Origin of the sequence: Pseudoalteromonas undina (genome assembly GCF_000238275.3) — a bacterium.
Taxonomy (GTDB): Bacteria; Pseudomonadota; Gammaproteobacteria; order Enterobacterales; family Alteromonadaceae; genus Pseudoalteromonas; species Pseudoalteromonas undina.
Map to the genome: position 1 here is coordinate 43,264 of NZ_AHCF03000001.1, position 26,580 is coordinate 69,843.

28 protein-coding genes, 2 tRNA genes and 1 rRNA gene are annotated in these 26,580 nt (G+C 39.3%); 15 read left to right on the forward strand and 16 right to left on the reverse strand.

Going from position 1 to position 26,580, the window contains the following annotated elements:
* Positions 1-49 precede the first annotated feature (49 nt).
* The 9 genes from rrf (at position 50) to PUND_RS18355 (ending at position 6,665) form a co-directional block, all read left to right on the forward strand.
* Positions 50-164: ribosomal RNA gene (gene rrf / locus PUND_RS00200) — 5S ribosomal RNA — on the forward strand.
* Between the two features lie 365 nt (positions 165-529).
* On the forward strand, positions 530-1,462 hold the full coding sequence (locus tag PUND_RS00205) for a hypothetical protein (RefSeq protein ID WP_010392530.1): 933 nt from the start codon (positions 530-532) through the stop codon (positions 1,460-1,462).
* 25 nt (positions 1,463-1,487) lie between these two features.
* On the forward strand, positions 1,488-2,387 hold the full coding sequence (locus PUND_RS00210; protein ID WP_041709155.1) for a DUF350 domain-containing protein: 900 nt from the start codon (positions 1,488-1,490) through the stop codon (positions 2,385-2,387).
* Between the two features lie 4 nt (positions 2,388-2,391).
* Entirely contained in the window at positions 2,392-4,113 is a 1,722-nt protein-coding gene (locus PUND_RS00215; RefSeq protein ID WP_010392534.1) for a polyamine aminopropyltransferase, read from the forward strand.
* A gap of 80 nt (positions 4,114-4,193) precedes the next feature.
* Positions 4,194-4,607, forward strand: coding sequence for a YjfI family protein (locus PUND_RS00220; protein ID WP_008113284.1), 414 nt, complete (start codon positions 4,194-4,196; stop codon positions 4,605-4,607).
* Between the two features lie 89 nt (positions 4,608-4,696).
* Complete coding sequence (locus PUND_RS00225) at positions 4,697-5,389, forward strand: PspA/IM30 family protein (RefSeq protein WP_010392537.1); 693 nt, start codon at positions 4,697-4,699, stop codon at positions 5,387-5,389.
* Positions 5,390-5,460: 71 nt separating this feature from the next.
* Positions 5,461-6,099 carry a DUF4178 domain-containing protein gene (locus tag PUND_RS00230; RefSeq protein WP_010392538.1) on the forward strand — a complete coding sequence of 213 codons (639 nt, stop codon included), beginning with the start codon at positions 5,461-5,463 and terminating at the stop codon, positions 6,097-6,099.
* Positions 6,096-6,416 (forward strand): hypothetical protein, encoded by a 321-nt coding sequence (locus tag PUND_RS00235; protein WP_010392540.1) that lies wholly within the window; start codon positions 6,096-6,098, stop codon positions 6,414-6,416. The genes PUND_RS00230 and PUND_RS00235 overlap by 4 nt, the downstream gene beginning before the upstream one ends.
* Positions 6,417-6,479: 63 nt before the next feature.
* The gene (locus tag PUND_RS18355) at positions 6,480-6,665 is read left to right on the forward strand and encodes a hypothetical protein (RefSeq protein ID WP_021033113.1); all 186 of its coding nucleotides are present in this window, start codon (positions 6,480-6,482) and stop codon (positions 6,663-6,665) included.
* A 15-nt stretch (positions 6,666-6,680) separates the two neighbouring features.
* On the opposite strand, the gene PUND_RS00240 is transcribed toward PUND_RS18355, so the two are convergent.
* The 4 genes from PUND_RS00240 to PUND_RS00255 all read right to left on the reverse strand — a co-directional run bounded on the left by PUND_RS00240 (position 6,681) and on the right by PUND_RS00255 (position 9,498).
* Positions 6,681-7,082, reverse strand: coding sequence for a hypothetical protein (locus PUND_RS00240; RefSeq protein ID WP_010392543.1), 402 nt, complete (start codon positions 7,080-7,082; stop codon positions 6,681-6,683).
* Positions 7,083-7,092: 10 nt separating this feature from the next.
* Positions 7,093-7,611, reverse strand: a complete 519-nt coding sequence (locus PUND_RS00245; RefSeq protein ID WP_010392545.1) for a hypothetical protein — start codon at positions 7,609-7,611, stop codon at positions 7,093-7,095.
* Positions 7,612-7,719: 108 nt separating this feature from the next.
* Positions 7,720-9,099: a class II fumarate hydratase gene (locus PUND_RS00250; protein WP_010392548.1), complete on the reverse strand. Its 1,380-nt coding sequence runs from the start codon at positions 9,097-9,099 to the stop codon at positions 7,720-7,722.
* A gap of 213 nt (positions 9,100-9,312) precedes the next feature.
* A complete protein-coding gene (locus PUND_RS00255) occupies positions 9,313-9,498 on the reverse strand; it encodes a hypothetical protein (protein ID WP_008113269.1) in 186 nt (61 codons plus the stop codon).
* 193 nt (positions 9,499-9,691) lie between these two features.
* Here PUND_RS00255 and PUND_RS00260 point away from each other — a divergent pair, with 193 nt between their 5' ends.
* Positions 9,692-10,282, forward strand: a complete 591-nt coding sequence (locus tag PUND_RS00260) for a DUF938 domain-containing protein (RefSeq protein WP_010392551.1) — start codon at positions 9,692-9,694, stop codon at positions 10,280-10,282.
* On the opposite strand, the gene PUND_RS00265 is transcribed toward PUND_RS00260, so the two are convergent.
* The 3 genes from PUND_RS00265 to PUND_RS00275 all read right to left on the reverse strand — a co-directional run bounded on the left by PUND_RS00265 (position 10,259) and on the right by PUND_RS00275 (position 14,746).
* Entirely contained in the window at positions 10,259-11,398 is a 1,140-nt protein-coding gene (locus PUND_RS00265; RefSeq protein WP_010392552.1) for a GNAT family N-acetyltransferase, read from the reverse strand. The two genes, PUND_RS00260 and PUND_RS00265, sit on opposite strands and share 24 nt — an antisense overlap.
* Before the next feature lie 92 nt (positions 11,399-11,490).
* Positions 11,491-14,217, reverse strand: a complete 2,727-nt coding sequence (locus PUND_RS00270) for an ATP-binding protein (RefSeq protein WP_010392554.1) — start codon at positions 14,215-14,217, stop codon at positions 11,491-11,493.
* Positions 14,218-14,290: 73 nt separating this feature from the next.
* The gene (locus PUND_RS00275; protein ID WP_010392556.1) at positions 14,291-14,746 is read right to left on the reverse strand and encodes an Lrp/AsnC family transcriptional regulator; all 456 of its coding nucleotides are present in this window, start codon (positions 14,744-14,746) and stop codon (positions 14,291-14,293) included.
* Between the two features lie 136 nt (positions 14,747-14,882).
* Between PUND_RS00275 and PUND_RS00280 the strand changes: the two genes are divergently transcribed.
* Both PUND_RS00280 and PUND_RS00285 read left to right on the forward strand, forming a co-directional pair.
* Positions 14,883-16,052, forward strand: coding sequence for a PrnB family protein (locus PUND_RS00280; protein ID WP_010392558.1), 1,170 nt, complete (start codon positions 14,883-14,885; stop codon positions 16,050-16,052).
* Between the two features lies 1 nt (position 16,053).
* On the forward strand, positions 16,054-17,178 hold the full coding sequence (locus PUND_RS00285; protein WP_010392560.1) for an aminotransferase class V-fold PLP-dependent enzyme: 1,125 nt from the start codon (positions 16,054-16,056) through the stop codon (positions 17,176-17,178).
* On the opposite strand, the gene PUND_RS00290 is transcribed toward PUND_RS00285, so the two are convergent.
* The 5 genes from PUND_RS00290 to PUND_RS00310 form a co-directional block, all read right to left on the reverse strand.
* Positions 17,162-17,650: an RNA-binding protein gene (locus PUND_RS00290; protein WP_010392562.1), complete on the reverse strand. Its 489-nt coding sequence runs from the start codon at positions 17,648-17,650 to the stop codon at positions 17,162-17,164. The genes PUND_RS00285 and PUND_RS00290 overlap by 17 nt on opposite strands.
* Positions 17,651-18,374: 724 nt before the next feature.
* A tRNA-Ser gene (locus tag PUND_RS00295) sits at positions 18,375-18,467 on the reverse strand.
* Between the two features lie 54 nt (positions 18,468-18,521).
* Positions 18,522-18,612, reverse strand: a tRNA-Ser gene (locus PUND_RS00300).
* Between the two features lie 221 nt (positions 18,613-18,833).
* A complete protein-coding gene (locus PUND_RS00305) occupies positions 18,834-18,974 on the reverse strand; it encodes a hypothetical protein (protein WP_010392563.1) in 141 nt (46 codons plus the stop codon).
* Between the two features lie 760 nt (positions 18,975-19,734).
* Positions 19,735-20,529: a YggN family protein gene (locus PUND_RS00310; RefSeq protein ID WP_010392565.1), complete on the reverse strand. Its 795-nt coding sequence runs from the start codon at positions 20,527-20,529 to the stop codon at positions 19,735-19,737.
* A 387-nt stretch (positions 20,530-20,916) separates the two neighbouring features.
* On the opposite strand from PUND_RS00310, the gene PUND_RS00315 reads away from it, so the two are divergent.
* A complete protein-coding gene (locus tag PUND_RS00315; RefSeq protein ID WP_008108975.1) occupies positions 20,917-21,102 on the forward strand; it encodes a PA3496 family putative envelope integrity protein in 186 nt (61 codons plus the stop codon).
* A gap of 72 nt (positions 21,103-21,174) precedes the next feature.
* Here the strand turns inward: PUND_RS00315 and PUND_RS00320 are convergent, their stop codons facing one another.
* The 3 genes from PUND_RS00320 to PUND_RS00330 form a co-directional block, all read right to left on the reverse strand.
* Positions 21,175-21,666, reverse strand: a complete 492-nt coding sequence (locus tag PUND_RS00320) for a glutathione peroxidase (RefSeq protein WP_010392568.1) — start codon at positions 21,664-21,666, stop codon at positions 21,175-21,177.
* A gap of 89 nt (positions 21,667-21,755) precedes the next feature.
* Positions 21,756-22,055 carry an AzlD domain-containing protein gene (locus PUND_RS00325; protein WP_008108977.1) on the reverse strand — a complete coding sequence of 100 codons (300 nt, stop codon included), beginning with the start codon at positions 22,053-22,055 and terminating at the stop codon, positions 21,756-21,758.
* Positions 22,052-22,756 carry an AzlC family ABC transporter permease gene (locus PUND_RS00330; RefSeq protein ID WP_010392571.1) on the reverse strand — a complete coding sequence of 235 codons (705 nt, stop codon included), beginning with the start codon at positions 22,754-22,756 and terminating at the stop codon, positions 22,052-22,054. The genes PUND_RS00325 and PUND_RS00330 overlap by 4 nt, the downstream gene beginning before the upstream one ends.
* A gap of 105 nt (positions 22,757-22,861) precedes the next feature.
* On the opposite strand from PUND_RS00330, the gene PUND_RS00335 reads away from it, so the two are divergent.
* Positions 22,862-23,518 (forward strand): cytochrome b/b6 domain-containing protein, encoded by a 657-nt coding sequence (locus tag PUND_RS00335; protein ID WP_010392573.1) that lies wholly within the window; start codon positions 22,862-22,864, stop codon positions 23,516-23,518.
* 52 nt (positions 23,519-23,570) lie between these two features.
* Here the strand turns inward: PUND_RS00335 and PUND_RS00340 are convergent, their stop codons facing one another.
* Complete coding sequence (locus tag PUND_RS00340) at positions 23,571-24,023, reverse strand: c-type cytochrome (protein ID WP_010392576.1); 453 nt, start codon at positions 24,021-24,023, stop codon at positions 23,571-23,573.
* 220 nt (positions 24,024-24,243) lie between these two features.
* Between PUND_RS00340 and PUND_RS00345 the strand changes: the two genes are divergently transcribed.
* Positions 24,244-26,577: a S8 family serine peptidase gene (locus PUND_RS00345; protein WP_010392578.1), complete on the forward strand. Its 2,334-nt coding sequence runs from the start codon at positions 24,244-24,246 to the stop codon at positions 26,575-26,577.
* Positions 26,578-26,580: the final 3 nt, after the last annotated feature.

Consider the following 26,580-nt stretch of genomic DNA (forward strand, 5'->3'; position numbering starts at 1 on the left):
ATTCCAAATTTTAGTTAGTGCGTAGCGATACGGACTGACACCAAATTTGCTTGGTGACAATAGCGTTTTGGACCCACCTGACTCCATGCCGAACTCAGTAGTGAAACGAAACAGCGCCGATGATAGTGTAGCATTTGTTATGTGAAAGTAGGACATTACCAGGCTCCAAATACAAGAAAGCCCGATTCGAAAGAGTCGGGCTTTTTTACGTCTGGAATAAAGTAAAAAGAAGGTTCGAGCTGAAAGGTATTAGGTTAAAGGAAGAGAATTGAACAGACCCAATCCCATGACATACTAATGCGCTGTCGCTGCAAAGTAGTATACGTACTCCAAATCCAAGTCAGTGTTAAGCCTAAAGCCTTCAGTTTTGAAGTATTAGCATCAGCACTCCGTCTTTACTGATCTTAGTTATTCTCATTGCATCTTTAAACTAGTCCCTAAATTATCATCTTGTTGCAATTTCATTGTTGGTTTAATAACTGTCCTGTGTAAAACTATCTAGGATAATTTAGTAAATCAGGTGACATGAATGTCGAATATAAAAGCTTGGAAACTTCTCAGCCTGTTTTGTTTGTTTACAGCACTGATTGGTTGTCAATCTAAAGAAGAACAGCTACAACAAACAATTCAAGAGTCCATTAAAAAGGCCGATGTCGAGCTTACTCAGCTTGGTAAAGCACTTGATAATGGTAGTATACGTAATGCGATTATTCTTAAAGAATACAGTCGTATCCTTAAACAACAGCAACCTGAACTCAGTAAGGTTGTTGATGTAGTTAGCCTTGATGCCACACGCCAGGGAGCCCTTTATAGTGGCTTAACCCAACGCCTTGATGATATTAAGGGTAATTACTTAATTCCTCCTTACGAAGACACTTTATACAATATTGATTTATTGCGTGAAGCCGCCAAGCCAACGTTATTTTCTGATGCCTTAACCGATCCTATTAATATGCTTGCGGATATGTCGAATGGTTCTTTGGCACGAGTTGGTGCTATAAGCCAAAAAGCTGAAGGCGAAGGGGTCGGTAACCAAATGGTAGGTAATCCTAACTATGGTAATTGGCAAACGAATAGTAGCGGTATTAGCTTTTGGCAATGGTACGGCATGTACCGTATTTTGGGTGATGTATTTGACCGAGTTGAATACGGAAGTTGGAGTAAACGCCGTAAGTATAGTTACTACAATGACTATGGTCGTACTCGTTACTCAAGCCCTAAACAAATAAAAACCCAAAGTGCATTAGAAACACGTACACGACAATCTTACCAACGCCAAGGCAAGCAGTTCACTAGTCCTTATGCGAGTAAAAAAACAGGTGCATCAGGTTTGAGTCGCAGCAGTTATACGCCGCCTAAAAGTCGCAGCAGTTACTCAAGAGCGAGTAGTTATAGCAATAATTCAGGATCGGTTCGTAATAGCAGTAGCAGAACCTCGCGCGGCGTAAGTCGTGGTAAGTAAAGAATAACGTTGGAGTTAGAATAATATGTATGAATTTAATGGAATAACTATGTGGTCTTTGCAAGCACTGTCTGTGGACTTTGCAATTATCATCTTACTGTTTGTGAGCTTAAAGTATATTAAAGGTTGGGTATCTAATTTACACGCCAATGATGAAATTACCGAGCGCGATAACTTTGCATTTGGAATAAGCTTTGCCGCTGGTTTGGTGGCACTTGCGATTGTGTTAACGGGCGTGAGTAGTGGTGCCTTTGCTGCTACGTTACAAAAAGAAGCTCTGTTAATGCTTGGCTATGGCGCATTAGCAATTTTGCTTATAAAGCTGGGTCACTTTTTTCAAGATAAAGTGGCGCTGCGTAAAGTGAGCTTACATAACGAAATAGTCAAAGGTAACGTTACTGCGTCAATTATTGATTTTGGCCATGTAGTAAGTGTTGCAGTGGTTATCCGCTCTGCACTATTGTGGGTTGCTACTGAAGGTTGGCATGGCATTCCTATTGTTATTGCTGCGTTTGTGATTGGTAGTGTGGTACTGCTTTTAGTAAGCCAATACCGAGTGCAGTTATTTAAACGCACCAATAAAAGCGGTGATTGCCTACAACAAGCCATTGTTGATGGTAATTTAGCAGTAGGTGTTCGCTATGCCGGCTTTTTAATTGGTAGTGCATTAGCCATTACTGCTGCAACAGGTATTGCTCCCTATGCTGCCGATAATATTAACGCGAGTTTACTTTACTGGGCGCTAAGTGCCGTTGTTAGTTTGGTTGCTTTCATTTTACTGCACTTACTGACGATTAAAATCATTCTTGCTGGGTGTAATATTTCAGATGAAGTGAATCGTCAAAAGAATGTGGGTGTTGCCGCTATTTCCGCAGCAGTGTCATTTGCTGTCGGGATCACTATGGCCACACTACTGGGTGCATAATCACGTGTCATCAACTCAAGCTTCCCCAAGTAAATTTAATTTACTTGGGCATGATATTTTACTGATCACTGTTATGGCCGTACTCGCAGGGTGCGGCCTTATTTATGAATACTTACTTTCTCATTACGCTGGCCGAGTACTAGGCTCAGTTGAGAGTGCAATTTACGCCATGATAGGCACTATGATTGTAGCTATGGGAATGGGTGCATTTTTAGCGCGTTGGTTTAAAGATGCCTTTACCGCATTTGCCTGGCTAGAAAGCATTATTGCGCTCATAGGTATGGGCTGTATATTAGCCATTGCCAGTATCATTGCTGTTAGTTATTCACTCCCTCATTTATTCTCAAGTATTTTTAATATTCCACCTGACGTTATTCTTAATGGTTATGTGTTTCAAAAGCTGCAAGAGTGGTCTCGCTTTTTACCTTATGTATTTGGCTTAATATTAGGGCTATTTATTGGTATGGAAATACCGCTTATTGCGCGTATTCGCCAGCATGTTTATGGACGTTTTTTAGAAAATAACGCCGGCACTATATATGGGGCTGACTATATTGGCGCCGGTATTGGCGCGGCAATTTGGGTAAGTATTATGCTCGCGATGCCAATAATGCAAGCCGCTGCTTGGACAGCGCTATTTAACATTATTGCCGGCCTTGCCTTTTTATGGCGTTACCATAGCTATGTACGCTTTGCTAAGTTGCTATTGGTTTGCCATATATTACTGCTGGTGTTATTCGCTTTTATTTTGCAGTTTGGTAGTAGCTGGATGGATAATCTAAGTAACGTACTATACAAAGATAAAGTTATTTATTCCCAAGCAACGAAATACCAGCATGTGGTGTTAACCGAACGCTTAAGTAAAAATCAGCCACAGCCAATCACCGATCTATACTTAAATGGTCGTTTGCAGTTCTCAAGTATTGATGAGCAAATATATCACTCAATGCTTGTTTATCCTGCAATGCTCGCATCTAATCGTCATGACCGTATTTTGATTATTGGTGGCGGTGACGGATTGGCCATGCGTGATGTATTAAAGTGGCCGGTTGAGGAAGTGACTTTAATTGATTTAGATGGACAGCTACTCAATTTATTTGGTCATAAAGATAATCAATACACACCGCCTGATGATATTAAACAGCGATTAGTGGCACTCAATAATGAATCGATGCATGACCCCCGAGCAAATATTATTGTGGGTGATGCATTTTTAGAAGTTGAGAGGCTACTGGATCAGTCAAAGCAGTTCGATACTATCCTAATTGACCTGCCAGACCCTAATCATCCCGATCTGAATAAGATGTATAGCGACTATTTTTATAACCATGTGCGCCAATTATTGGCACCTGATGGTGCTATGGCGGTACAGTCAACCTCGCCTTATCATGCGAAAAAGGCATTTTTAAGTATTGCTAAAACGGTGAAAGCCGCAGGTTTTGATTATGTAGAGCAATATCAGCAAAACATCCCTTCGTTTGGTCAGTGGGGGTGGACTATTGCTACTAAAATGGGGCAATCACCAAGTGCACGTATTAGCAATATAACGGATATGCCAGTGCCATCTCGGTGGATTAGTAAAAAATATTTATTAGCCAGTTTTGCATTTCCTAATAACTATTTTGAACAAGTGAAAGATATTGAAGTCAATAGGTTAGGTTCTGGTCGTTTATATGATTATTACCGGGCTGCTTGGCAAATAGAAAGTGAATTGTATAAAAATTAATAAAACATGGTTGACATAATATGTCGACCATGCGAATCTTAACTCAGACATAATATGTCAAACGACAAAAAGGCAGAGACATGGAATTAAATGAACTTTCAATAAAATTAGCGTCTTTTGAAACTGAGGGTGCTAACTTTGAGTCTTTCTTGATTGCCAACCCAGGTGAGCAAGATGTTTTACAAGTCATTGTTGATGGAAACGATGAGCTTCCAATTTTTGTTACCCAAACACAAGAGCAACTATTATGTATTAGCTATTTGTTTGGTGAAGACGAAGTAAAAAGCGAGTTACGCGACGAGTTAAACGAAACACTACTGCGTTTAAACGTGCCAATTCCGCTAAGTGCATTTGCTAAAATTGATAATAAATATGCAATTTTTGGTGCACTTTCGGTAAATTCATCATTAGATGACGTTACCCACGAACTAGTGACATTAGCTGATAACGCAATTGATGCACTAGAAGCCGTGACATTGTATTTAAACGATTAGGATACCCGCCTAGGTAAGTGCTGATTGCTAATAGTATATGGCTCTCACTTTACCTAATAGGATATAAACAAGTTTTTGGAGTTAAGATTATGAGTATTTTAAAAAAATTATTTACAGCGGTACGTGGCGGCGCGCGTGAAGCGGGCGAAGCAATTGTTGATGCGAATGGTATTCGTATTTTTGAACAAGAAATTGCCGATGCACAAAATGCACTGAATCGTGCTAAAAAAAGCCTGACAGAAGTAATGGCTAAAGAGATGCAAACCAAACGTAAAATTAGCGCAGTTGATGCATCAATTGCTGAGCACGAAGCGTATGCAGGTCAAGCCCTTGAAAAAGGGAATGAAGCATTAGCATTAGAAATTGCAGAAAAAATTGGTGACTTTGAAGCTGAGAAAGCCGAACACGAGCAAGTGTTAGCGGGCTTTACTAATCACATAGTGATGTTGAAGCAGCAAGTTAAAGATGCTGAAAAATCAATTAAAGAAAACCAGCGTCAGCTTACTATGGTTAAAACCACAGAAAGCGTTCAACAAGCGACAATGGCTGTAAATAGCACGCTTAATACTAATAATTCGTCAATGACGTCGGCGCGTCAATCGCTTGAGCGTATTAAGCAACGCCAACAAGACCGTACTGATCAATTAGGTGCTGCAAAGTCTTTAGAAGCAGATGTTAATGGCGATGATTTAAAAGCTAAAATGGCTGAAGCAGGTATTGGTGATACCAATCCAAAAAGTGCTGATATTCTAGCGCGCATTAAAGCGAAGCAAAATAGCTAACATTTAGAACCATATTAAAAAGGTAACCGAGTTTTGCTCCGTTACCTTTTTTGCTTACAGAGGCACCTTATATGTTTAATTTTTTCAAATCTAAAAAAAAGCCAGAACGTCAGCTTAATCACGCGAGTGACCTTAAAAAAGGTGACATGTTTACAGTGATTGACTCGTTTGCTTATCCTGCATGGCTCAAAGGCCAAACACTTCGCGTTATTGATGTGCAAACGTATCAGTACCAACATAGTAGTGATACTGAATTCGTACTTGAAACTAACACAGGCCAAGTGGTGTTTTTACAAATAGAACAAAACGATGGTGAGCAGTGGGCTAATTTCTCAATAAAGATTCAGCGTGATGATGTTGATGAAGTATTTGGTTTGGATGAGTTTTCACGTATTTTTGATGAAGAATCGTTAACGCATATTACAGTTAAAAATACGCCTGAGCGCTTTATGCAGTTTTTAGCTGGAAGTTATCAACAAAGCGAATCACCTTATGTATGTTATTTTCATAATAAAGATTTTCGTGGCCAAGCGCTACCTCGCTATGAGCAAGACGGTGGTGAACCCTGTGAAATGATTTGTTTAGCGTCACCCGATGAAGGGCATAGCGTTAATATCGAAATTTGGGAGGGAGGTGAAACAGAAGTATCACTGACATTAACTCGCCCAATTAGCGATATTGTTGACTTGTTTCCTGGAGATGCCCAGTGAGTGATGCTAAAGACAAGTGGTTGCGCCAAGAGCAAGCTGTGCGCGCCACGCAAATGGCCTTTGATTTGAGTAGTGAGGTACAAAAGTCGATAAAAAAACAAGCTATCGACCAAGAACTTACTCCCTCAGATATGATCCGCAAAATTTTAGGCCTTGATGTAAAGTCTAAAAAAACACGGCAGCGTTTATCGTTTAATTTAAATGATGATGAAATAGCGCAATTGGCTAGTCGGTTTGAAGTTGCAGTAGATGATAAAAGAGCGGTAAAGCAACAGGTAGCAGATCTACTCATTGAGCATACAAAAAAGACTAAGTAACCCTTTTGCCTTCTTTATATAAAATACTTACACTGAGGTTATTATTTCTAAACAAGTGCAGCTGTGAATATTATATTGATTGCCTACTTACTTATGTTTGCGTTATTTGGCACAGCGGCAAGCTACTTTGTGCGTTTTATATATGCTTATTGGGTACAAAAGAACATGCCTTTGGAATACATTTTTAAGGCTGGTGTATGTATTTTCATGGTAGTGGTTATTTCGGTGTTAATACCACTATTAAATTAACACCGAAACGAACTGCTACTGGTAATTAACGGTTTTACATTGGTTATCAATACATAAAGAGTGAACTTCTAGCACTGGTGAACAGTCATCAAACTCAAGCGCAGTGTTATTTTTTTGTTCTTGCTGAGTGATTTTTTGTGCTAATTGCTCGGCATGCTTTTGAGAATTATTTAATGTTGAATACACAACATACTTACTCGGCCCCCCACAGACACGCGAGCCAACACCTAACACCTTACATTGATAACTGGCTGTGCAGCTTTTATTACTTGTAAGCTCATTAAGCTGAGTATTTAAAACAGATTCACTCGCGTTTTGAGCTGTGCTTGGTGTTAGTGCGCTACTGCAACCGCTAAGCAGCATAGTCATGACAACACTGGCAGCTGATAGTTTAATTACGGATGACAAACAACTCATAATCTAATCCTTAAAATACACTTACCGCAGAGCCTTCAAGCTTAACACATTTATTTTCAACGCACTGGGTACTAGGCGCAGTTAAATGTTGGCAAATACTCATCATGCCTTTTTGCGCATTATAAGTACTTTCCAATTGAGTAATTGTATCGCTTAGGGCTGAAACCTGTTTTTGGGGGGCGCTTTGTGTCGAGTACACAATATAATCGCTCGGCCCACCGCAGGCACGGCTACCAACAGCATTCACTTTACACTGTGAACTCGTTGAACATTGCTTATCTGCTATGAGGCTGTTTAGCTTATCTTTTGCTGTTTTAATATCATCAAGCGACACTTCTTTTGCTGCATCAGCTGGTAATGGCTGTGCTATTTTATTTTGCTTATTCGCTTGTGGTAATTTTTGTTGCGGTATCGGCGTAGACGTATTTTCTACCGCATTGGTTTTAGTTTGCTCAGTTTTATTTGAGGTTGTTTCTAAGCACGCCGTTAAGCAAAGCGGTAGCAGTAGAGCGAGTAATGGAGTACGCATAATCGTTCCTGATAGTGATGAATTATTCATCACTATCATACACTGTGCATTCATTACAGCAATAAAAACTCTACTATCAACATATTAAAGAGGTGATAAGGAGAGTTTTTAAGTTAACCCGCCTTGCGTTAATTTAGCTGGATTGAGTAATGCCTCTAATTCTGATCGAGATAGGTCGGTTTCTTGCTCAGCGATATCAATAATTGGCTGTGCTTGCTGATAAGCTTGCTTAGCAATTTTTGCTGCTTTTTCGTAGCCAATAACAGGGTTTAGCGCAGTCACTAAAATCGGGTTTTTAGTTAATGCTTTATCAATCTGAGTTTGATTAACTTTAAAGCTAGCAATGGCTTTATCTGCCAACGCTTGCGCGCTATTAGCGAGTATCTCGGTACTTTGCAAAATATTGTAAGCGATTACCGGCAGCATTACGTTAAGCTCAAAGTTGCCAGCTTGGCCTGCAACCGTAATAGTTGCGTCGTTACCAATGACTTGGGCGCTAACCATTGCAGCGGCTTCTGGGATCACCGGATTCACTTTACCCGGCATAATTGATGAGCCAGGCTGTAATGCTTCAAGTTCAATTTCTGAAAGTCCCGCAAGTGGGCCTGAGTTCATCCAACGTAAATCGTTGGCTATTTTCATTTGTGCAACTGCATAGACTTTTAGCTGTCCTGATAAAGCGACAATCGCATCTTGCGATCCAATATTATAAAAAAAGTTATCGCTAGGGGTAAATTGAATCCCTACCTTTTCAGTTAGCTGTGTGGCAAATAGAGCGGCAAATTGTGGGTCGGCATTAATACCTGTACCTACTGCTGTGCCACCTTGCGCTAGCTCACAGACACGCATCAGCGCATGCTCAATACCGCTAGCTGCATGCTTTACCTGCGATTGCCATGCGCTGAGTGTTTGCTCAAAAGTTATTGGCATTGCATCCATTAAATGAGTGCGCCCAGTTTTAACTATGTGGCCGATGTCTGCTTTTTTTTGCTCTAAGGCGTCTGCTAAATTTGCCAGGGCTGGCAGTAATTTTTTATCAACACTAATAGCGCTGCTCAAGGCTATCGCAGTGGGAATAACGTCATTAGAGCTTTGCCCCATATTCACATCGTCATTTGGGTGAATAGCTTGGTTAGCATGTTTTGAGGCTAAGCTCGCAATGACCTCATTAGCATTCATATTTGAGCTAGTACCTGAGCCAGTTTGAAAAATATCAACGGGGAAATGCTCATAATGCTTACCATCAATAATTTCTTGGCAGGCATGGTCGATTGCATTTGCTTTCGTTTTATCTAAATGACCTAGTTTGAAATTGACTATTGCAGCGGCTTGCTTGATATACGCTAAGGCAATAATAAATTGCTGCGGCATTGTGAGGCTACTGATCGTAAAGTTATTAATGGCGCGTTGGGTCTGTGCTTTATAAAGTGCGTCAGCGGGCACGTTCAGTGTGCCCATGCTATCTGATTCTGTTCTAAAGTTACTCATTAGTACTCCTATAAAAGAGAATATATGACATTTAACTACGCTATATAAAAAGATATGGTGCTGTTATTACTATTTACAACGGTATAGCTAAAAAGTAGAGGGCGTCAAGGTAAGCTAATGATGGAACAAAATAAAAAGTCGACTTAAATTGATTTTAAGTCGACTTAAATAATGTATTTATATAAACAGCCGGTTACAAGGCTAAGCAGAATTTTAATTGTAGCCAAGAATAAATATTTGGTCTGTTTCATGTTTGTTTTGTGCCTTTTGAGTATTTTTTACATGAGAAAGTAAGTCGATAACCGTTGCTCTACAATCTGTTTCATAACTCGTTTTATCTAGGCTTTTGTCTGTAACTGCCATTGCAGCATCTACTGCGGTATAAGGTGAAATATACATAATGTTATCCTTTTGTAGTTTAGTACTCATTAAGTGAGTAATTTAATAAAAGCATATAGCGTACCAGCTCGGTAAAGATAATTTAACGTATTGAAATTGAAGTTATTTTATTATTTTGGTCAATTTACTCACGACAGAATAGCTGAAATTTGTTTTACTATTGTGCATTCATTTGCAATTTAGGTGCATCAGTATGACCAAACCGTTTTCACAAGCTTGCGAAAATAATAAAAATCATATACTTAAGGCTTTGCAGCCTGCATTGCAAAATGCAGCATCAGTACTTGAGATAGGCTCGGGGACGGGTCAGCATAGTGTTTTCTTTGCCAAAAAATTGCCACATTTACAATGGTATACCAGTGATCGAGAGGTTAATCATCAAGGAATAAAGTTATGGCATGATGAGGTGCAACTGGCAAACTTGCATCCGCCTTTATTACTTGATCTAAACTATTCTTGGCCAGTAAATAAAGTGGATGCGGTATATACTGCTAATACTTTTCACATAGTGAGCTGGGAGTTAATTACGCGTTTTTTTGCTGGAGTAAATCAGCACTTAAACCAGCAAGGGGTGGTGTGTGTATATGGCCCTTTCAAATATAAAGGGGAGTTTACCAGCCCCAGTAATGATGAATTTAATAGTTTATTGCAAAGTCGCGATCCACTTAGTGGTATTCGTGATTTCGAAGCGGTTGAGCAGCTTGCAGTGCAATATGGGCTTAAGTTACTCAGCGATACTGCGATGCCTGCAAATAATCAGTTACTCATTTTTAAACGGCAATAAAGTGCTACATTGTTGTTTGTAAATTTCGATATGTTGGCATTCGCGTTCTAAGTAATCTGCAATGGCATTATTAAAATCGGGGTGAACAATGTGATGGGCAGAGTAAGTGATTACCGGTTGAAAACCACGAGCGATTTTATGCTCTCCTTGTGCCCCAGCATTAAAGCACTGAATGTTATGCTTAATAGCATAATCAATCCCTTGGTAATAACACAGCTCAAAGTGAAGCGAATCTATCTCTTCACTAGCACCCCAATAGCGGCCGTAAAGGGTATTATCATCAATTAAGCTTAAGGTGGCAGCAATTACTTGCTGGTCTCTTTTGGCTAGCATAATGAGCAATTTGTCAGCCATTAAAGCGTGTAACAAGCTAAAAAAATCACTGTTTAAGTAGCCTAAATGACCCGATCGTTTTAAATAAGTGCGTTGATAAAACTCACAAAAATGCTGCATTGTAGCGGTAGTGATTTTCTCGCCTTTGAGCCATTCAATACTGATATTTTGCTCTGTGATTTTAGCGCGCTCTTTTTTAACGGCTTTACGCTTTCGGGCATTAAAGGTTTTTAAAAAATCGTCAAAATCTTTAAAGTTATTATTAAACCATTGAAACTGCACGCCGATTCTTCGCATAGCACCGGTATCATAAAGGTGGGTGGCTTGTGCTTTGTCGCAAAAGTTTACATGCCAGCCTGACCATGCCTGTTCTACGCAGTGGCTTTTAAGTTGCTCTGTTATGTACTTATACACTAGCTTTGGATTGCTATGCATAATACGTATTCTTTGTCCCTCAATCGGGCTAAAGGGAATACCACATAGCCATTTAGGGTAATAATCTAAGCCATTTTTTTCATAAGCTTCGGCCCATGCCCAGTCAAATACATATTCACCGTAGGAGTGCGCTTTTAAGTAGCCAGGGGCAAGCGCAATGAGTTTATCGCCTTCATAAACGGCTAAGTGATGAGGCTGCCAACCTGTTTTAGCACTTACACATTGGCTTTGCTCAAGTGCGTATAAAAAAGCATGTTGGGTGAATGGGTCATTACCAAAAAATTGATGCCACTGTGTAGCATCAATTTGATTAATACTATTAAACCAACTGTGAGAAAAGTGGCTCATAATGATTTGCCTACTACTGTTGTCTGTGTGTTACTTGTTAATTTTGATAATAATTCGACAGCCATATTCGGTTTTCTATTTTGGATAAAACCTTATGGTTCATCCTGCTCGATATATTGAGATAAGCATTGTGTGAGCTTATCGAGTTCGAGAGGTTTTGCAAGATGTTCGTTAAAACCAATTGCTAAGGCATTGGCTTTATCTTCAGGCATTACATCAGCGGTTAAGGCGATCACAGGTAATTGTTCAGCACTTTTAGTTTTCCGTATCAATGCGGTGGCCTGGTAACCGTCCATAACTGGCATTTGGCAATCCATTAACACTAAATCGAAGTCATTTATTTTAACTTGTTCTACTGCCAACTCTCCATTTTCAACCAATGTTGGGGTGATCCCCAAAGAGCTAAGCATTGCTTTTATCACTAATTGATTGACGCTGTTATCTTCTGCAACCAGTATTTTTAGTTTGCTTAAATCAACATGCTGTTGCGAGTGCTTCGCCGTTACTTGTTGTACAGCACAGGTATTTAACTCGACAGAAAGAGTAAAAGTGGAGCCTTTACCTGGCTCACTTTGTACTTTGATATCTCCAGACATTAATAAGCTAAGTTCTTTTGCGATTGCCAAACCAAGCCCTGTACCTCCAAATTTACGTGATGTTGAGCTATCAGCTTGGGTGAATGCATCAAATAATTTACTTTGCTCTGAAGCGGCAATACCGATACCCGAGTCCCTAATAGCCAAGGTAATTTGATGACGTTTATCGGCGATCTCCTTGCTGTATGCGCTAATACTTACTTCACCTTCGTAAGTAAACTTAATAGCGTTACTACACAGGTTTAATAAAATTTGCTCAATTCGCATAACATCACCTTCAAACCAAATGTCGGTTGGTAATTGGTTATCAACTTTCCAGTTAATACCTTTTTGTTCAGCGCTTTGCTCGAACATGCTACTGATCCGAGCAAGAAGAGCATTCAAATCAAAAGGAGCAACTTCTAAGGTTAGTTTTTGTGATTCAATTTTAGAGATATCGAGTACATCATTGATTAAACTTAATAATGAGTTAGATGCTAAATTAATTTTATTTAAATAATCAGAAAGAGTTTCAGGACTATCTTCATTTTTAGCTAAGGTTGAAAAGCCGATCACAGCGTTAAGCGGGGTGCGAATTTCATGGCTCATATTTGCTAAAAACCGGCTTTTAGCTTGATTTGCCAAATCAGAATGCTGTTTAGCCTTAACGAGAGAGCGAGTACGCTCTGCTACCAAACGTGAAAGTGCAAGGTGTTGATGATTAAACAACAGTAATATCAATAAAATGAGTGAGCTGACAATGACCTGTAAAATAAGCAAAAAGAGTGTCATGTTATTAGTTTGATGCGGTAGAAATTCATCTTTAATGGTTAAATCAACGAACCATGTTTGCCCTGCAAAATCAATTTTGATAGTTGTAAGCTTATTGCTTTTGGTTGGAATATTTTCGGTATTTGAATAAAACGGGCTGGTAGCATTGGCTTCATAAATAGCGATATTAAACATTTTATTTTGTGCTTGGGTAAGCGACTGAGCAAGTATGTTTTTTACTAAAAATACACCTGTTGCGTAACCTTTAATTGAGGCAATCTCATTATTTTGTTGATACACAGGAGAAAATAATAAATACGCGGGTTCAGGTCGCTGTGTTTGAACTAATTGAATTATTTTAGTACCGACAGGGCGATTTTTGATACGTGGATCGAGTAAAGTCTGACGACGATCTTTACGAGAGTTGAGATTAAAACCTATGGCGGATTGGTTTTCTGACAAAGGAGCAATATAAGTGATAATCACCAATGGATCGTTGTTTGATAATGGGGCGCCTTTAATGCTCGGAACAAAGTTGTGTGTATTATAAATTTCATCAAGCTGTTTGTTAAAGTCACTGACCTGAGCCTGGTTAATTTTGCGGTTCCATGAAAATGCTTTAATAAATGAATGCTCAGCCAATAGTTGAGCACTGTAAATATCAAACTCTTGCTTGCTTAAAGTCGGTGTTGATTGTATTTGGCTTGCAAGGCTTTGTACGGTTATTTGACTGAGGTTTAAATTGCTCAGTAAACTGTTTTCAATGATAGATGTTTCGCGTTTGGCAATTTGTATCGCATTTGAATAACTCTCTTGATTATATAGCTTTGTGGTAAAAGCTACAGAGATGAATAATACCGAGCAAACTGCGATGGTAGGTAGTGGGGTGAAGTAATGTCGTTTAAATTTAGGTTGTAATAACGCCAATATAAAAGGAGTTGCGATCAGCACACCAAGAGAATCACCAAGCCACCAAAAAGTAACATTTCTCCAATGATTATCAATACTGTAAGCAGGGTTAAACTGACTTAAAGCATAGACGCCAATATTGGCCGATATTAGGCTAACGACAATACCAACGATAAAAATAAAATAAATTATTGATTGGCGCTTCTTTAAAAACAGCGGATGACCTAGCCAGTATTTTAAAAAAGCTGCGCCAATCATCCCTTGTAGTACAGCACCAAAGCCGATTAGTAACACCTGCTCTAATGTATTGCCAATTAAAACTTGATCAGTAATAACGTTATCACCGGTACTTAAATTAAAGGCGACAGAGGCAATAAATAATGCCGGAATAAAACGCCACCACCAGATAAAACAGCCAACTAGGGCAATACCTGCAGGGAGCCAGATAGGGATTACTTGTGATTGGAAGGCAAAATTAGTTAATAACTTACCAGTTGCAAAATAAGCCACCGCAAACAATATGTAAAAAGCAGAAGAACTGGATGTTGAACGAAAAATCTTCACATGCATCCTTGTTTAATATTATTTTTATAGTTGAATCTCAGTATAGCGAATCAGTACTAAATAGTATTATTTTTTAAAGTGGTAACTGTTTTTTACTAAATGACTGCTTTAATACAACGGTTGATTCTATGTTGGCGATACAGCTTAAGCTTCCCAGTTGGTGCTTTACAAACTGCTCATAACTTTCTAAATCCTGAGAGATAATTTTTAATAAATAGTCGTGGCTGCCTGAGATCACTGAGCACTCAAGTACATGCGGTAGTTTTTCTACATGTTGTTCAAACTGTTGTGCAGCACTCACTGAGTTTTGACACAGTCGCACAAAAGCATAAACCAGTACATTAAGATTGAGTGACTTAGGGTTAATAGCTGCGTGATAACCAATAATAACCTGTTCTTGCTCAAGTTTTTTAATGCGCCTTAGAGTAGGAGTATCCGAGAGATTAATGGTATTGGCTAATTCTGATACCGACATTCGGGCTTGCGATTGCAAGGCAACGAGTAGCTGCTGATCTTTATTATCTAACATGGCTATAGAATCTTATTAATTATATGTCTAGTAATAGTGATTATTGCTAACAATAACTGCTTTTACTATTTTTTTTAGCGTTTTAACCTCTGGGATCTTTGCTAGCATTAAAAAATAATAATAACAGGATGTAGTCATGAGTTCTTACACTGCTAAATTTGATAATTGGATTAGGTCTGAGTTTGTTGCTCTAAACTCTCAGTTAGAAGAGTTGTATTGGCAACAAGATGATAAAGCAAATGTTGAAGGGGTCGGGGATAACTTAAAGCAAACCTTGAAAGAGCAAGGTAATGCGTTGATCAGCGATTTATTAGCTGAAGGTAATACCGACGAAGGATTTGATAGCGCATTTGATTTACTTGGTAATGTCGGTTTGTTCATGGCGGCTTGCCGTAGACATGAAATTACAGAGCCAAGCAGAGAGAATAGTTCACCGCTGATAGAAGCATCGGCGCTTGCTATGCATATTGGTGCTTCTATTGGAGTAACTCCTCGTTTTGCCACCGCACATTTAACCACTCATAATAAAGCCATTAATGGCATCTATAAACGGTTTACAAATCTTGATGATGAAGCCTTGTTTTTAGATTACAACACCCAAGGTATTTTAGCGTATAAGCGCGCGAGTGATGCTTTACTAAAAATACTGCCATTAGGTATTTCACACCCTGTCACGGCTGAACTACTTGAGGTGGTTAAAACAGCACTTATTGATGTAATAGCGTCGAATAATGCCTTGTACACTCAACTTGATACCGAGCGTTTTTTTAATTGTGTACGCCCATATTACAAGCCTTACAGGGTAGGTAAAGAGGTTTACCGTGGTGCAAATGCGGGAGATTTTGCCGGCATTAATGTTATTGATATGCTGCTAGGACTTTGTAGTGCAAATGAGCCGAGTTACTCGCAAATGCTGGTGGATAAATTTTTATATATGATGCCAGAAGATCAACAAATATTGCGAGAGGCCATGCGTATGCAAAGCTTCATGGATGACTTCTTAAAAGCCGAGCAATATAAACACACAGAGTGGTTTCAAAAGCACGGCAAACTATTTATACAAGTGTGTAAATTACATGGTGACACCGCTATCGGTCATCATAATCAGTTGGTTGAGAAGTTTATTGCCCAACCGTCACTGCAAATGCAACAACAGCATATAAGCAAAGTAACTGCCAGTGGACCACCTTTACCGGTACTGCTAGATTCCTTAGCTAAATTAAGGGATAGACGTGCAGCAGCTAAGCGAGACGATATTAATACGCGTTTTGATGACTTAAATACGCTAAAACAGTGGATTAACTAATATGGCTAAAAATGATTTTTGTATGCCAAGGGGCTGCTATTTATTAAGCCACTCTGTTGGTCGTCCTCTAAAAAGTACTTTAGAAAATGCTACTGAGCAGTTTTTTACTCCTTGGCAGGAAAGTGCTAAAGAGCCATGGCAGCAATGGCTACCAGCTATAGAAAATTTTACGGGTGCATTAGGGCGGCTATTTAATGCGCCAAGTGAGCAGTTTTGTCCTCAGGTTAACTTATCTAGTGGTTTAACTAAATTGCTTATGTCGCACCCCGTATTTAATAAACCACAGTGCACGGTATTAATGGCGCAGGCCGACTTTCCAAGTATGGGGTTTGTAATGCAAAAAGCACTCCCTGCATGTGCAACAATACGTTTCATCCCCGAGCATGAAGATCTAAGTGATAGGCAGGTATGGCAGCGATATTTAACCCCAGAGATTGATGGTGTGTTTGTTAGTCATGTTTATTCTAATACGGGTGTACAAGCTCCTTTAAACGATATTGTGGCGCTTAGTAAAGTCACGAATACACTCTCAATAATTGATGTGGCGCAATCGGCAGGGGTTATCCCTGTCGATCTAACGGCGTTAAATGCCGATTTTATGATTGGCTCAAGTGTGAAGTGGTTATGCGGGGGGCCAGGTGCGGCCTATTTATGGGTAAATCCAAAGCAAATAACGCAATGTGAACCAAAAGATGTTGGTTGGTTTTCACATCAAAATCCATTCGAGTTTGATATTACGCATTTTCAATATAACGCTAAAACACTTAGGTTTTGGGGCGGTACGCCTTCTATACTCCCTTATGTTATTGCCGCTGATAGCATTGAATATATTGCCCAGTTTGGTGTGGATAAAGTGAGAGCGCATAATTTAGCGTTGTTAACGTTACTTCAGCAGCAGCTGACGGCTTTTTTAGTATCGCCAAACGATAAAGATCAGTGCAGTGGTACCGCTATTTTAGATTTTGCAGAGCATCAACAAACCGTATTAGCGGCATTGGAGGCAGCAAACATAAGTGTGGATGTGCGCAAACTCGGTATTCGTATTTCACCGCACATATACAATACAGCGTCAGAGATACAAGCGTTTATTGCTACGGTGAAAAAGGTAATTAAGGCTGCTGATTAAGCTGTTGTTTTTTTTGAGTGAGTGCCGTTATTTGTTGTTGTGCTTGTTTTATTTGCGGTTCAAATCTTTGTTTAAGTACCGCAGTTTCTGTAGCAATTGCATCTGCAATCGAATCAGCGCCTAAACGATTTGCTTTATCTTGGGTCATGTAACCGACTTGCTGTTTCTTTTGCGCGTATTCCTGCTGGTATTGCTTTATTTTAAGCTCAAGCTTCACAATATCGCGCTCTATTTGTTGCACCTCAAGGTAGTCATCAACTGAGGTATCGATAACTAGGGCGTTTTCAGATTGCAATGCATTGGTTTGCATAATGTTGACGTTTTTAAGCGTGATCACTTTAGCGTCTTTAGCGCAAGGAGTTTGACTGAAAGTCGGCACCCCTTTAATGGTGCATTTAAAAACCGTCACTTCATTTGCCATGCTGACAGTGCAGGCACCTAAAAAACACAGTAGTAATATTAGCTTTGCCATGGTTAAACCTAAGCTGGTTTAAAATACCATTTATAATGCACTAAGTTGTAACACCATACAATTTGTTTAATTTAATAGCCTAAGTCAAGTATGCCTTCCAAAACGAACAACTCCATAGGTTGTTAAAATTTAGGCACAAAAAAACCACAATTAAGTGGCTTATATTCAGTAATGGTGGAGAGGGAGGGATAGACTTACTTACATCCATGTAACCAATCGCTACGCGACGCTTGCAGCGGCCGAAACTGTTCCAGACATTTTATCGAACCCTGTCGAGGGTTCTCACCCTCCCAATTAGCGGCAAAGCTTATTTTTGGGCACAAAAAAACCACAATTAAGTGGCTTATATTCAGTAATGGTGGAGAGGGAGGGATAGACTTGCTTACATCCATGTAATCAATCGCTACGCGACGCTTGCAGCGGCCGAAACTGTTCCAGACACTTTATCGAACCCTGTCGAGGGTTCTCACCCTCCCAATTAGCGGCAAAGCTTATTTTTGGGCACAAAAAAACCACAATTAAGTGGCTTATATTCAGTAATGGTGGAGAGGGAGGGATAGACTTGCTTACATCCATGTAATCAATCGCTACGCGACGCTTGCAGCGGCCGAAACTGTTCCAGACACTTTATCGAACCCTGTCGAGGGTTCTCACCCTCCCAGTTTTTAACGGAGTTAAAATTCAGGCACAAAAAAACCACAATTAAGTGGCTTATATTCAGTAATGGTGGAGAGGGAGGGATTCGAACCCTCGATAGAGCTACAAACTCTATACTCCCTTAGCAGGGGAGCTCCTTCGGCCACTCGGACACCTCTCCGACGCATTATTCTGCGTATTATTAATCGGGATAAAACCAATTAATAAAAATAAGTGGTGGAGAGATAGGGATTTGAACCCTAGAGGGGCTATAAACCCCTGCCGGTTTTCAAGACCGGTGCATTCGACCACTCTGCCATCTCTCCACGTCGTGATGCAGGATAATACTTAGGAGAGTAGTCTGTGTAAATAGCAAAAAGATCGTTTGCTTAAAAAGTGAGCGTAAATGCGGTTTTTTTTATAAATAATGAAGATTTAAGGTGATTTTTAGCTATGAGGTGGCTGGCAGCAAACAGGAGGAGCTAAAGAAGAGTCTTCATTAGAGGTTGGGTGTTTGCTGCAACAATACAAAATCATGGTTGGGTGATTATTTGTATTGAATTGCACCGCCAAGTGCTAATTTTTTTCCGTAACGGTTAAGTTTAGCTAGCATTTTTGCTTTGCGATTAGTTGGCTTAACGGCAACGTGAGTTGTGGCTGTTTGGTTAAGTGTATTAATTGGGTTCATTTTATTCGCTCCATGGTTGTGTCTGTTGAAAACATGTGCATTTTGCACGCAGGGTGGTTAAAAATAAAGCGATAAAAATTACTGGTGAAGTATTAGTTTTTTTAATCCGAAACCGTTTTATTAATTTGTCGTTCAACTACTGGTTTATTATTTTTTGTATAATTATTCATCTGGGTTCATTGCTATGTCGCTTTTATATGGGGTCTTTTCGGTTTTTTTGAGTTTAAACTGTTTATAAAAAGAGTTTTTTGAATATTTATTCAGATTAAATTATTTTGTATTGGTTGGGCTTAACTTTGCTTTATTCAAAGATTTAACATGTTATTTATAGGTGGTTAATTATTTATCAGATAAGAGCAGTAAATAAACGATAAAAATAGTGTTGCGAGGTTTTTAAATTATAAAAAAAGTGCCTAGGTTACTAGGCACTTTGGAGTTAGTTGCGTTTTAAAACGCTTCTAACTGGGGAACGTACCATCTCATGAATATAAATCTAAAAAGATGGGTTTAATTATGTTTGCAATTTGGGCTTACAATCATCAGCTTGGGTGGCATTTTAACTATTCTAGAGCGAAGCGAAGATTATACTTTGGTTTGTATTTTACTATGAAGCCACAAAACAATGCTGCACAGCAAGAGTAGATCCGCTCAACAGTCTATTATTTGAGTTAAATGGTTTTAAATAGGGTATAAAAGGCAAAATGCGGCATAGCTTAAAAGCAAATGCCGCAAAGGGAGATTAATGCGGGGTATTATTCTATTAGTGCTGTTTAATAGTAAATAGCTCATAGCCTTTTAATGCAGGAACTTGAGCGGTTAGTTGCGTTTCTTGTTGTGCTATTTCAACAAAATCATCACATAATGAATTTGCACGCTTTTCAAGTGTTTTGGCATGCAGCTCTACTTTTTCTTCTATTTGTGCGCCCATATTTTCCATGCGCTCTTCAAATGCTTGCATGTCACCGCCTGAACTCATTAACTCAGAGCCCAATGCCACTAAAATGCTGCCCATTGATTCCATTACTGCTGATTCAACTGCTGTTTCTATTTGCTTTTCAAACTGCTGTTCAAAGTTTTCACCAAATTGAGTAAAGCTTTGTTGACCCATTACAAAAGTACCTTGCAGATAAAAGGTGCTTTCAACCTCTTGATGAATATCGTCCATTAAGGCTGAAATATTATCGAGGCCGTTAATATTAAACGCATTTGCAACCTCTTCTAATGCTACACCTGCAATTTTAACCCCTTCAAGGGCAATATTGGCCACTTCAGGTAATTGCACGCGTAAATTGTCTGTGTAGTCGGTCATTGCTTGGCGCTGTGCACTATTTAATGCTACTTGCTCGCCATTGATAGACAGCTCACCTTCAGCGGTAAATAGCATGTGCTGATTATTGGCTTTAAAAATTTCTAATTCATTAGGTTTGATGCGCACATCGTTCTTAAATTCAACGTTACATTCATCGTTACTAAATGAAATTGAAGAGTCGCTAGTATTGTGAGCCATTGCTACTGGAGCGCACATTATCGCGCTAACTAATAATAATTTTTTCATGTTTATTCTCTGCTTTTTGCTGATGATAATTAACTTATAACAAGTTTGATGCCAATTATTTTTAATGTTTTAAAACAATGGCTTGAGATTTTTTGAATGCTTTAAAGTCGAAAGTGTACTCATTGAAAATACTAAAATATGGTCAAAATAACCAACAATTAAATGCTAATAAATAAAATTTATCGATACGATAAAAAACTCTCACTTTCCACAATTCAAATTTAACGCTATTTATTCACAATACTGACACAGAGACTATTTAGGATAGCTATGTGGCTTTATTTTGACGTAAATTTGTACAGCTAATTTATGTTGAACATTTTAATTTCACCAATTATCGCGATATAGAAATCCGTAATTGGTCTCAAACACTTTATGGAGTGGGTTGTGGGTAAGACATTTAGTTACGATGCGCTAGATGATGATTTTGTTGAAGACGAATACGAAATGGTCGGGCGTAATCAACACGACAAGAAAAAGCAAAAGGTGAAAAGAAAGTTAGAGGATTACCTTGAGCAAAAACGCTTGCGTAAAAATCTAGGTGAAGATGACTTAAACGATTATATTGATTAAGCTCTCGCTAGTACAAATAAGCGTTACAGTTTGTAATAAAGAGGCTTTGTGCCTCTTTATAGTTTTTTGGGGTTAAGCCTTAGCTGCAAGCAGAGCTTTTTCAATTACTTTTTCTAGTTTTTCAGGTTTAGTAATAGGTGCAAAGCGCTTAATAGGTGTACCATCTGCCGCTACTAAAAACTTAGTGAAGTTCCACTTAATTTTTCGGGTTAAAAACCCCGGTAGTACAGACTTTAAATAGCGGAAAACAGAATCTGTATGCTGGCCATTTACATTCACTTTTTCTGCGATTAAAAAACTAACCCCGTAATTTATTAAACAACCTTGCGCTATTTGCTCAGCGTCGCCGGGCTCTTGTTGACCAAATTGGTTACATGGAAAGCCTATAATGATCAAACCTTGGCTTGCATACTTTTCATGTAATGCTTGCAATGACTGATATTGATAAGTTAATCCACATTCACTTGCGGTATTTACGATTAATACAACTTTACCTTCAAACTCTTTAAAGTCGATTGGCTGGCCTTGTAGGCTGGTAGTCTTTAGTTGATGGAATGGGTGCATATAAATACGCTTATTATTTGTTTATTTTGCATAGTCTAACCCTTGCGTGATGATCTACAAAGTCTAAGTCACTTTTACAGCGCTTACTGCTAATTTAAAATTAAAAATAGCCCCATACCGGCCAAGGTCGTTAAGTAAATATTATGCGTTTTGTAAGCAACAACAATAGCGACTATGGCAGCACTGAGATAAGGGTTCTGCCAGTTTAGATTAATACCTTCGTCATTTATAAATACAATTGGCACCCAAATCGCCGTTAGTACCGCAGGTGCACTAAAGCTCAAAAACTGTTGCATTTTAGGCCCTACTTTAAATGGCAAGGCGCGGTGTAAGAATAAATAGCGAGTAAAAAAAGTAATACATGCCATTAGTAAAATAGTGGTCATCATTTTTTGGCCCCCTTATTTTGCACTAATCTGGTAACAGCGTAACCTGCGCTCATTGCTAGAAGCGCAGAGCATACTAACCATAATTCAAAGCCTGTGCTTTTTAATAAAGTGGCACTGATCCCTGCAACAATGACTGTAACTAGAGTAGCTAAGTTTTTAATCCCTGGAATTACTAAGGCAATAAAAGTTGCTGCAATAGCAAAATCGAGTCCTAAATTAGTGAGATCTGGAAGCATAGTACCGGCTACAATGCCAATGAGGGTCCAAATATTCCACGCAATATAAAAGCTAAAACCTGCGCTCAATGCATAAATTAAACGGGTTTTAGTACGATAGGCGCGCGGGTGGTGCGAAAAAGCAAATAGTTCATCAGTTAACACAAAGCTGACAGGCAGGCGCCATCGCATGGGTTGCTCAATCACTTTGTGACGAACTGCCAAGCCATATAAAAAATGGCGAGAGCTAATAATAAACGTGGTAAAAAGAATGGTTAGTAGAGGGGTATTACCAGCAATGAGCTCAATTGCAACCAGCTGCGCCGAGCCTGCAAATACCAGTAGCGACATGGCTTGAGTTTCAAATGGGGTAAAGCCATTTTGTATTGCTAACGAGCCACATAAAATGCCCCAAGGAATAACCGCTAAACACAGTGGCAGCATATCTAAAAAGCCTTTTAATACTGGTTTTTTAATTGATTGCATGTGTTTTACTCTGCGCACTGGTAGAAAGACTCATCGGGATACCTTAATATTGAGAAGCTAAAATAGTTAGCGTTTTAGATGATACTTTTTTTTAGGGAAGGTGCAATGTTTAAGGTAAAAGTGTGGGATGGCTTTGTAAGAAGCTTTCATTGGTTATTAGTATTGAGTATTGCTGCGCTTTATTTTAGTGCAGAAGAGGGCATGATCGAACTTCATTTTGTGGTTGGCTTTTTTACTTTAGCGCTTATTTCAACACGAATTATATGGGGCCTATTTGGCAGTAAAACAGCAAAAATATCGGTATTACTGCACTCTCCTAAATCGGTGCTTGCTTCTTTTGCTGGCAAAAAAACAAATGAGGCGGGCCATTCTGCACCTGGTAGCTATATGGTGTTATTATTTTTTATTCTGATCATAGCGCAGCTAGTAAGCGGTTTAATGAGCAGTGATGGTATTTTAACTGATGGCCCGTTAGCGCAGTATGTATCAAGTGATACCATTGATTTTGCCAATTGGTTGCACCATATCAATTTTGATATTTTATTTTATGCGATTATTTTGCATGTTGTGGCTATTATTGCTTACAAAATTAAAGGCAAACCATTAGTCAAAGCAATGATCACCGGTAATAAAGCACTAGCAACAAAAAGCTCAGAGCCAGAGACAAAGTCACCATGGGTTGCATGGGTTATATTTTTGCTACTACTAGTTTTATTAATGAGTACCTGGGGAAGTGAGCATTTAAGTTATTTGCTTAGTTAAAAAAAGTGGCGCTAATACAGCGCCATTTTTGTTCTTAATACACAGTTATATATTAGTCTTTGAATTGCTTATGACAATCTTTACAGCCTTTAGCCCATGCACCAAACGCTTTACCAATAACAGCTTTGTCACCGGTTTGAGCTGCTACAGCAAGTTCATCAGCATATTGTTGAAATGCTGTCGCTTTTTTCATAAAAGTATCGTTTTCAGACCATACCGCAGGAAGTGCTGATGTATCACCCTTATCAGTACCTGCGTAAAAAGCTTCCCAAGGCATTTTAGACAATGCCGCTGCGTTATTTGCACGCTGCTTAAATTGCTCTGCATCAAAAGGAATTTTACCCTTGAGCATGGCACCCATATCGCCTATTTGAACTGAAATCATAGAAAATGCAGCTTGGCGATACTCAATCGCATCACTCGGCTCTTTGAATGCAGAATTTGCAGATACGCTAAATGCGCATGTAGATAGTAACGCCCCGATAAATACTTGCTTCAATTTCACTTTACTCTACTCCTTTAAGGGTTCTTTAATTATCTTTGTATCTTAGCTCAGGCTTTAGTTCAAGGGAATGCATAGATTATTACTTTGATATTATTAATGGGCTTGAATCAGACTGATATTATTTCATGGTTTATTGTGAATATTTGTAAACGCGGTGTTGCTGGTTGCTGCTTGGTTGTGTACATTCAGATGTCATAAAAATAACCAATGAAGAGCGTTTATGAAAAATAATATTTTTAAGCTGTCAGCGTTGTCTGCAGCGATAGTAATTTCGTTATCAGGATGTGGTGGCAGCGATAATGACAATAATAATAAAGTCCCTGTTGTTACTGATGTTGCACCAAAGGCAAGTGATGTCGTAGTCGTTGATTTAAAACAGTGGGTTCCAGTTACTGCTGATTTTAAAGCAAGTGATAATGATGGTGATGCACTTACTTTTAGCTTTACTGAAAATGGCGAGGAAATTACCGCGCAAGATGGTGTGTTTAAGTTTAGCCATGGCATGTTAACGGTAGATGGTAACTCGTTTACATATGTTCCTGTCTCAGGGGAAGATGCTGTTATTGACTACACAGTAACTGCAAACGGTAAAACGGCCTCTGCGAAAATTAATATTTCAGGAATTATTGGAGACCCTCTTGCAAATGAGCAGTGGCATTTAAACAATACTGGTCAGAAAGCTTACTCGCTCAGTGACGAGATGAAGCAAGGCCTAATTGATTTATACGTTAGCTTATTTGGCGATACAGAAGAACAAGCGCAAGCCGATGTTAACGCTAGTTTTGCTCAATCGGAGGCGACCGAGCTTGTTGCTGGTGAAGATATGAATGTTGTTGATGCTTATGCTCAAGGTGTTACTGGGGCAGGTGTAACGGCAGTTGTAATCGATTCAGGTATGGAAATCCGCCATGAAGATCTGATAGATAATGTATTACCAAACCGTTCTTTAAACTTAAATGCTGATGCGACTGACCGTACAGATCCTACTAGTATGTCAAACAGTGGTGATCATGGTACAAGTGTAGCTGGTTTGATTGCTGCAAAAGGTTGGAATGGTAAAGGTGGCCGTGGTGTTGCTCCTGATGCTGGTTTAATTGGTATGAATTACCTTGGTGGTGCTAAAATCCCACAAACTGAGTTAATGGTGCATGGTTTCCCTGGAAGCGGCATTAGCACAACAGAAAATATTTCTGCATTTAACCGTAGTTATGGCATAACTTTCCCAACATTTATTGCTTATTCAGAACTAGATGAAGCTATTGAGTCATACCCAAACCTAAATCTGCGAGATGGTAAGGGTGCACTTAATATGAAATCGAGTGGTAACTCTTTTGTTGATGGCGGAGATGAAGGCTCACTATGTGAAGATAATGGTGCTAACGACTTAGGTTTAACATGTTACAACGGTGCGTTTGAGCCAAGCCAAGGTCATCCTTACTATCTAAGTGTTGCTGCTGTAAATGCAAATGGTAAGCATACTAGCTACTCAACTGCAGGTGCTAACTTAATGGTTTCAGCGCCAGCTGGTGAATATGGTCGTTGGGCACCTGCAATGGTAACAACGGATCAGATGACATGTATCAACGGTTACTCAGGCTTTAATAGTGGTGCTGTTGCAAGCTTTACTCAAGCATATGGAGAAGAGTTTGCTATAAGCCAATTCCCATTCAACTACCCTGGTAATGAAGATAACGCAAGTTGTAACTACACATCTACATTTAACGGTACATCGTCTGCTGCGCCAAATGCATCAGGTGTAGTGTCGCTAATTCTTTCCGCTAATCCTGAACTAACTTGGCGTGATGTGCGTCATATCTTAGCATCAACAAGTACATCAATTGACGCTGAAAATGCCCCTGTGAAGTTAACTACCGCAGATGGTGAGTTTGTTGCACATGACGGTTGGGTTGAAAATGCGGCAGGTTTCAGCTTTAATAATTTATATGGCTTTGGTCGCGTAGATGCTGGTGCAGCTGTTGCCATGGCTAAATCTTATGACGCTTCATTAGGTGAGCAAGTAATTACGGATTGGAATGGTGTTGGTTCAGTAGTTGCTGAAAGTGCACTAGCTTTAGAAATTCCTGATAACAGCGCTACAGGTTTAACGCAAGAAATTGTAGTTACAGAAGAGCTCAATATTGAAGCGATGCAATTTAAGTTTGATGTAAGCAATCCTGAAATGGGCTTCGGTTTGGGTAATGGGACACAAACATCTGCTGGTAACGATTTAGCTATTGAGGTTACTTCGCCAGCAGGTACTCGAAGTGTATTACTTTCATCTAAACAAGCTTTGTTCTTCCCTGCATATAGCTTCACTAATGGCTGGAGTGTTGGTTATGTACTTAAAGATGCTGTGATGCTTTCAAATGCTTTCTACGGAGAGTCTACGAAAGGTACCTGGACAGTTCGTTTGTTAGATACAAGCGCCGACAGCTTTGCATTTAGTAGAGGCACAAATAATGCCCTAGGCGTTACTGGTATTAGTAATAATAACTCAGCAAGTGTACTTGAAGGTGTATCTCTTCGTGCATTTGGTCACGCAGGTCAAGAGTAAGGA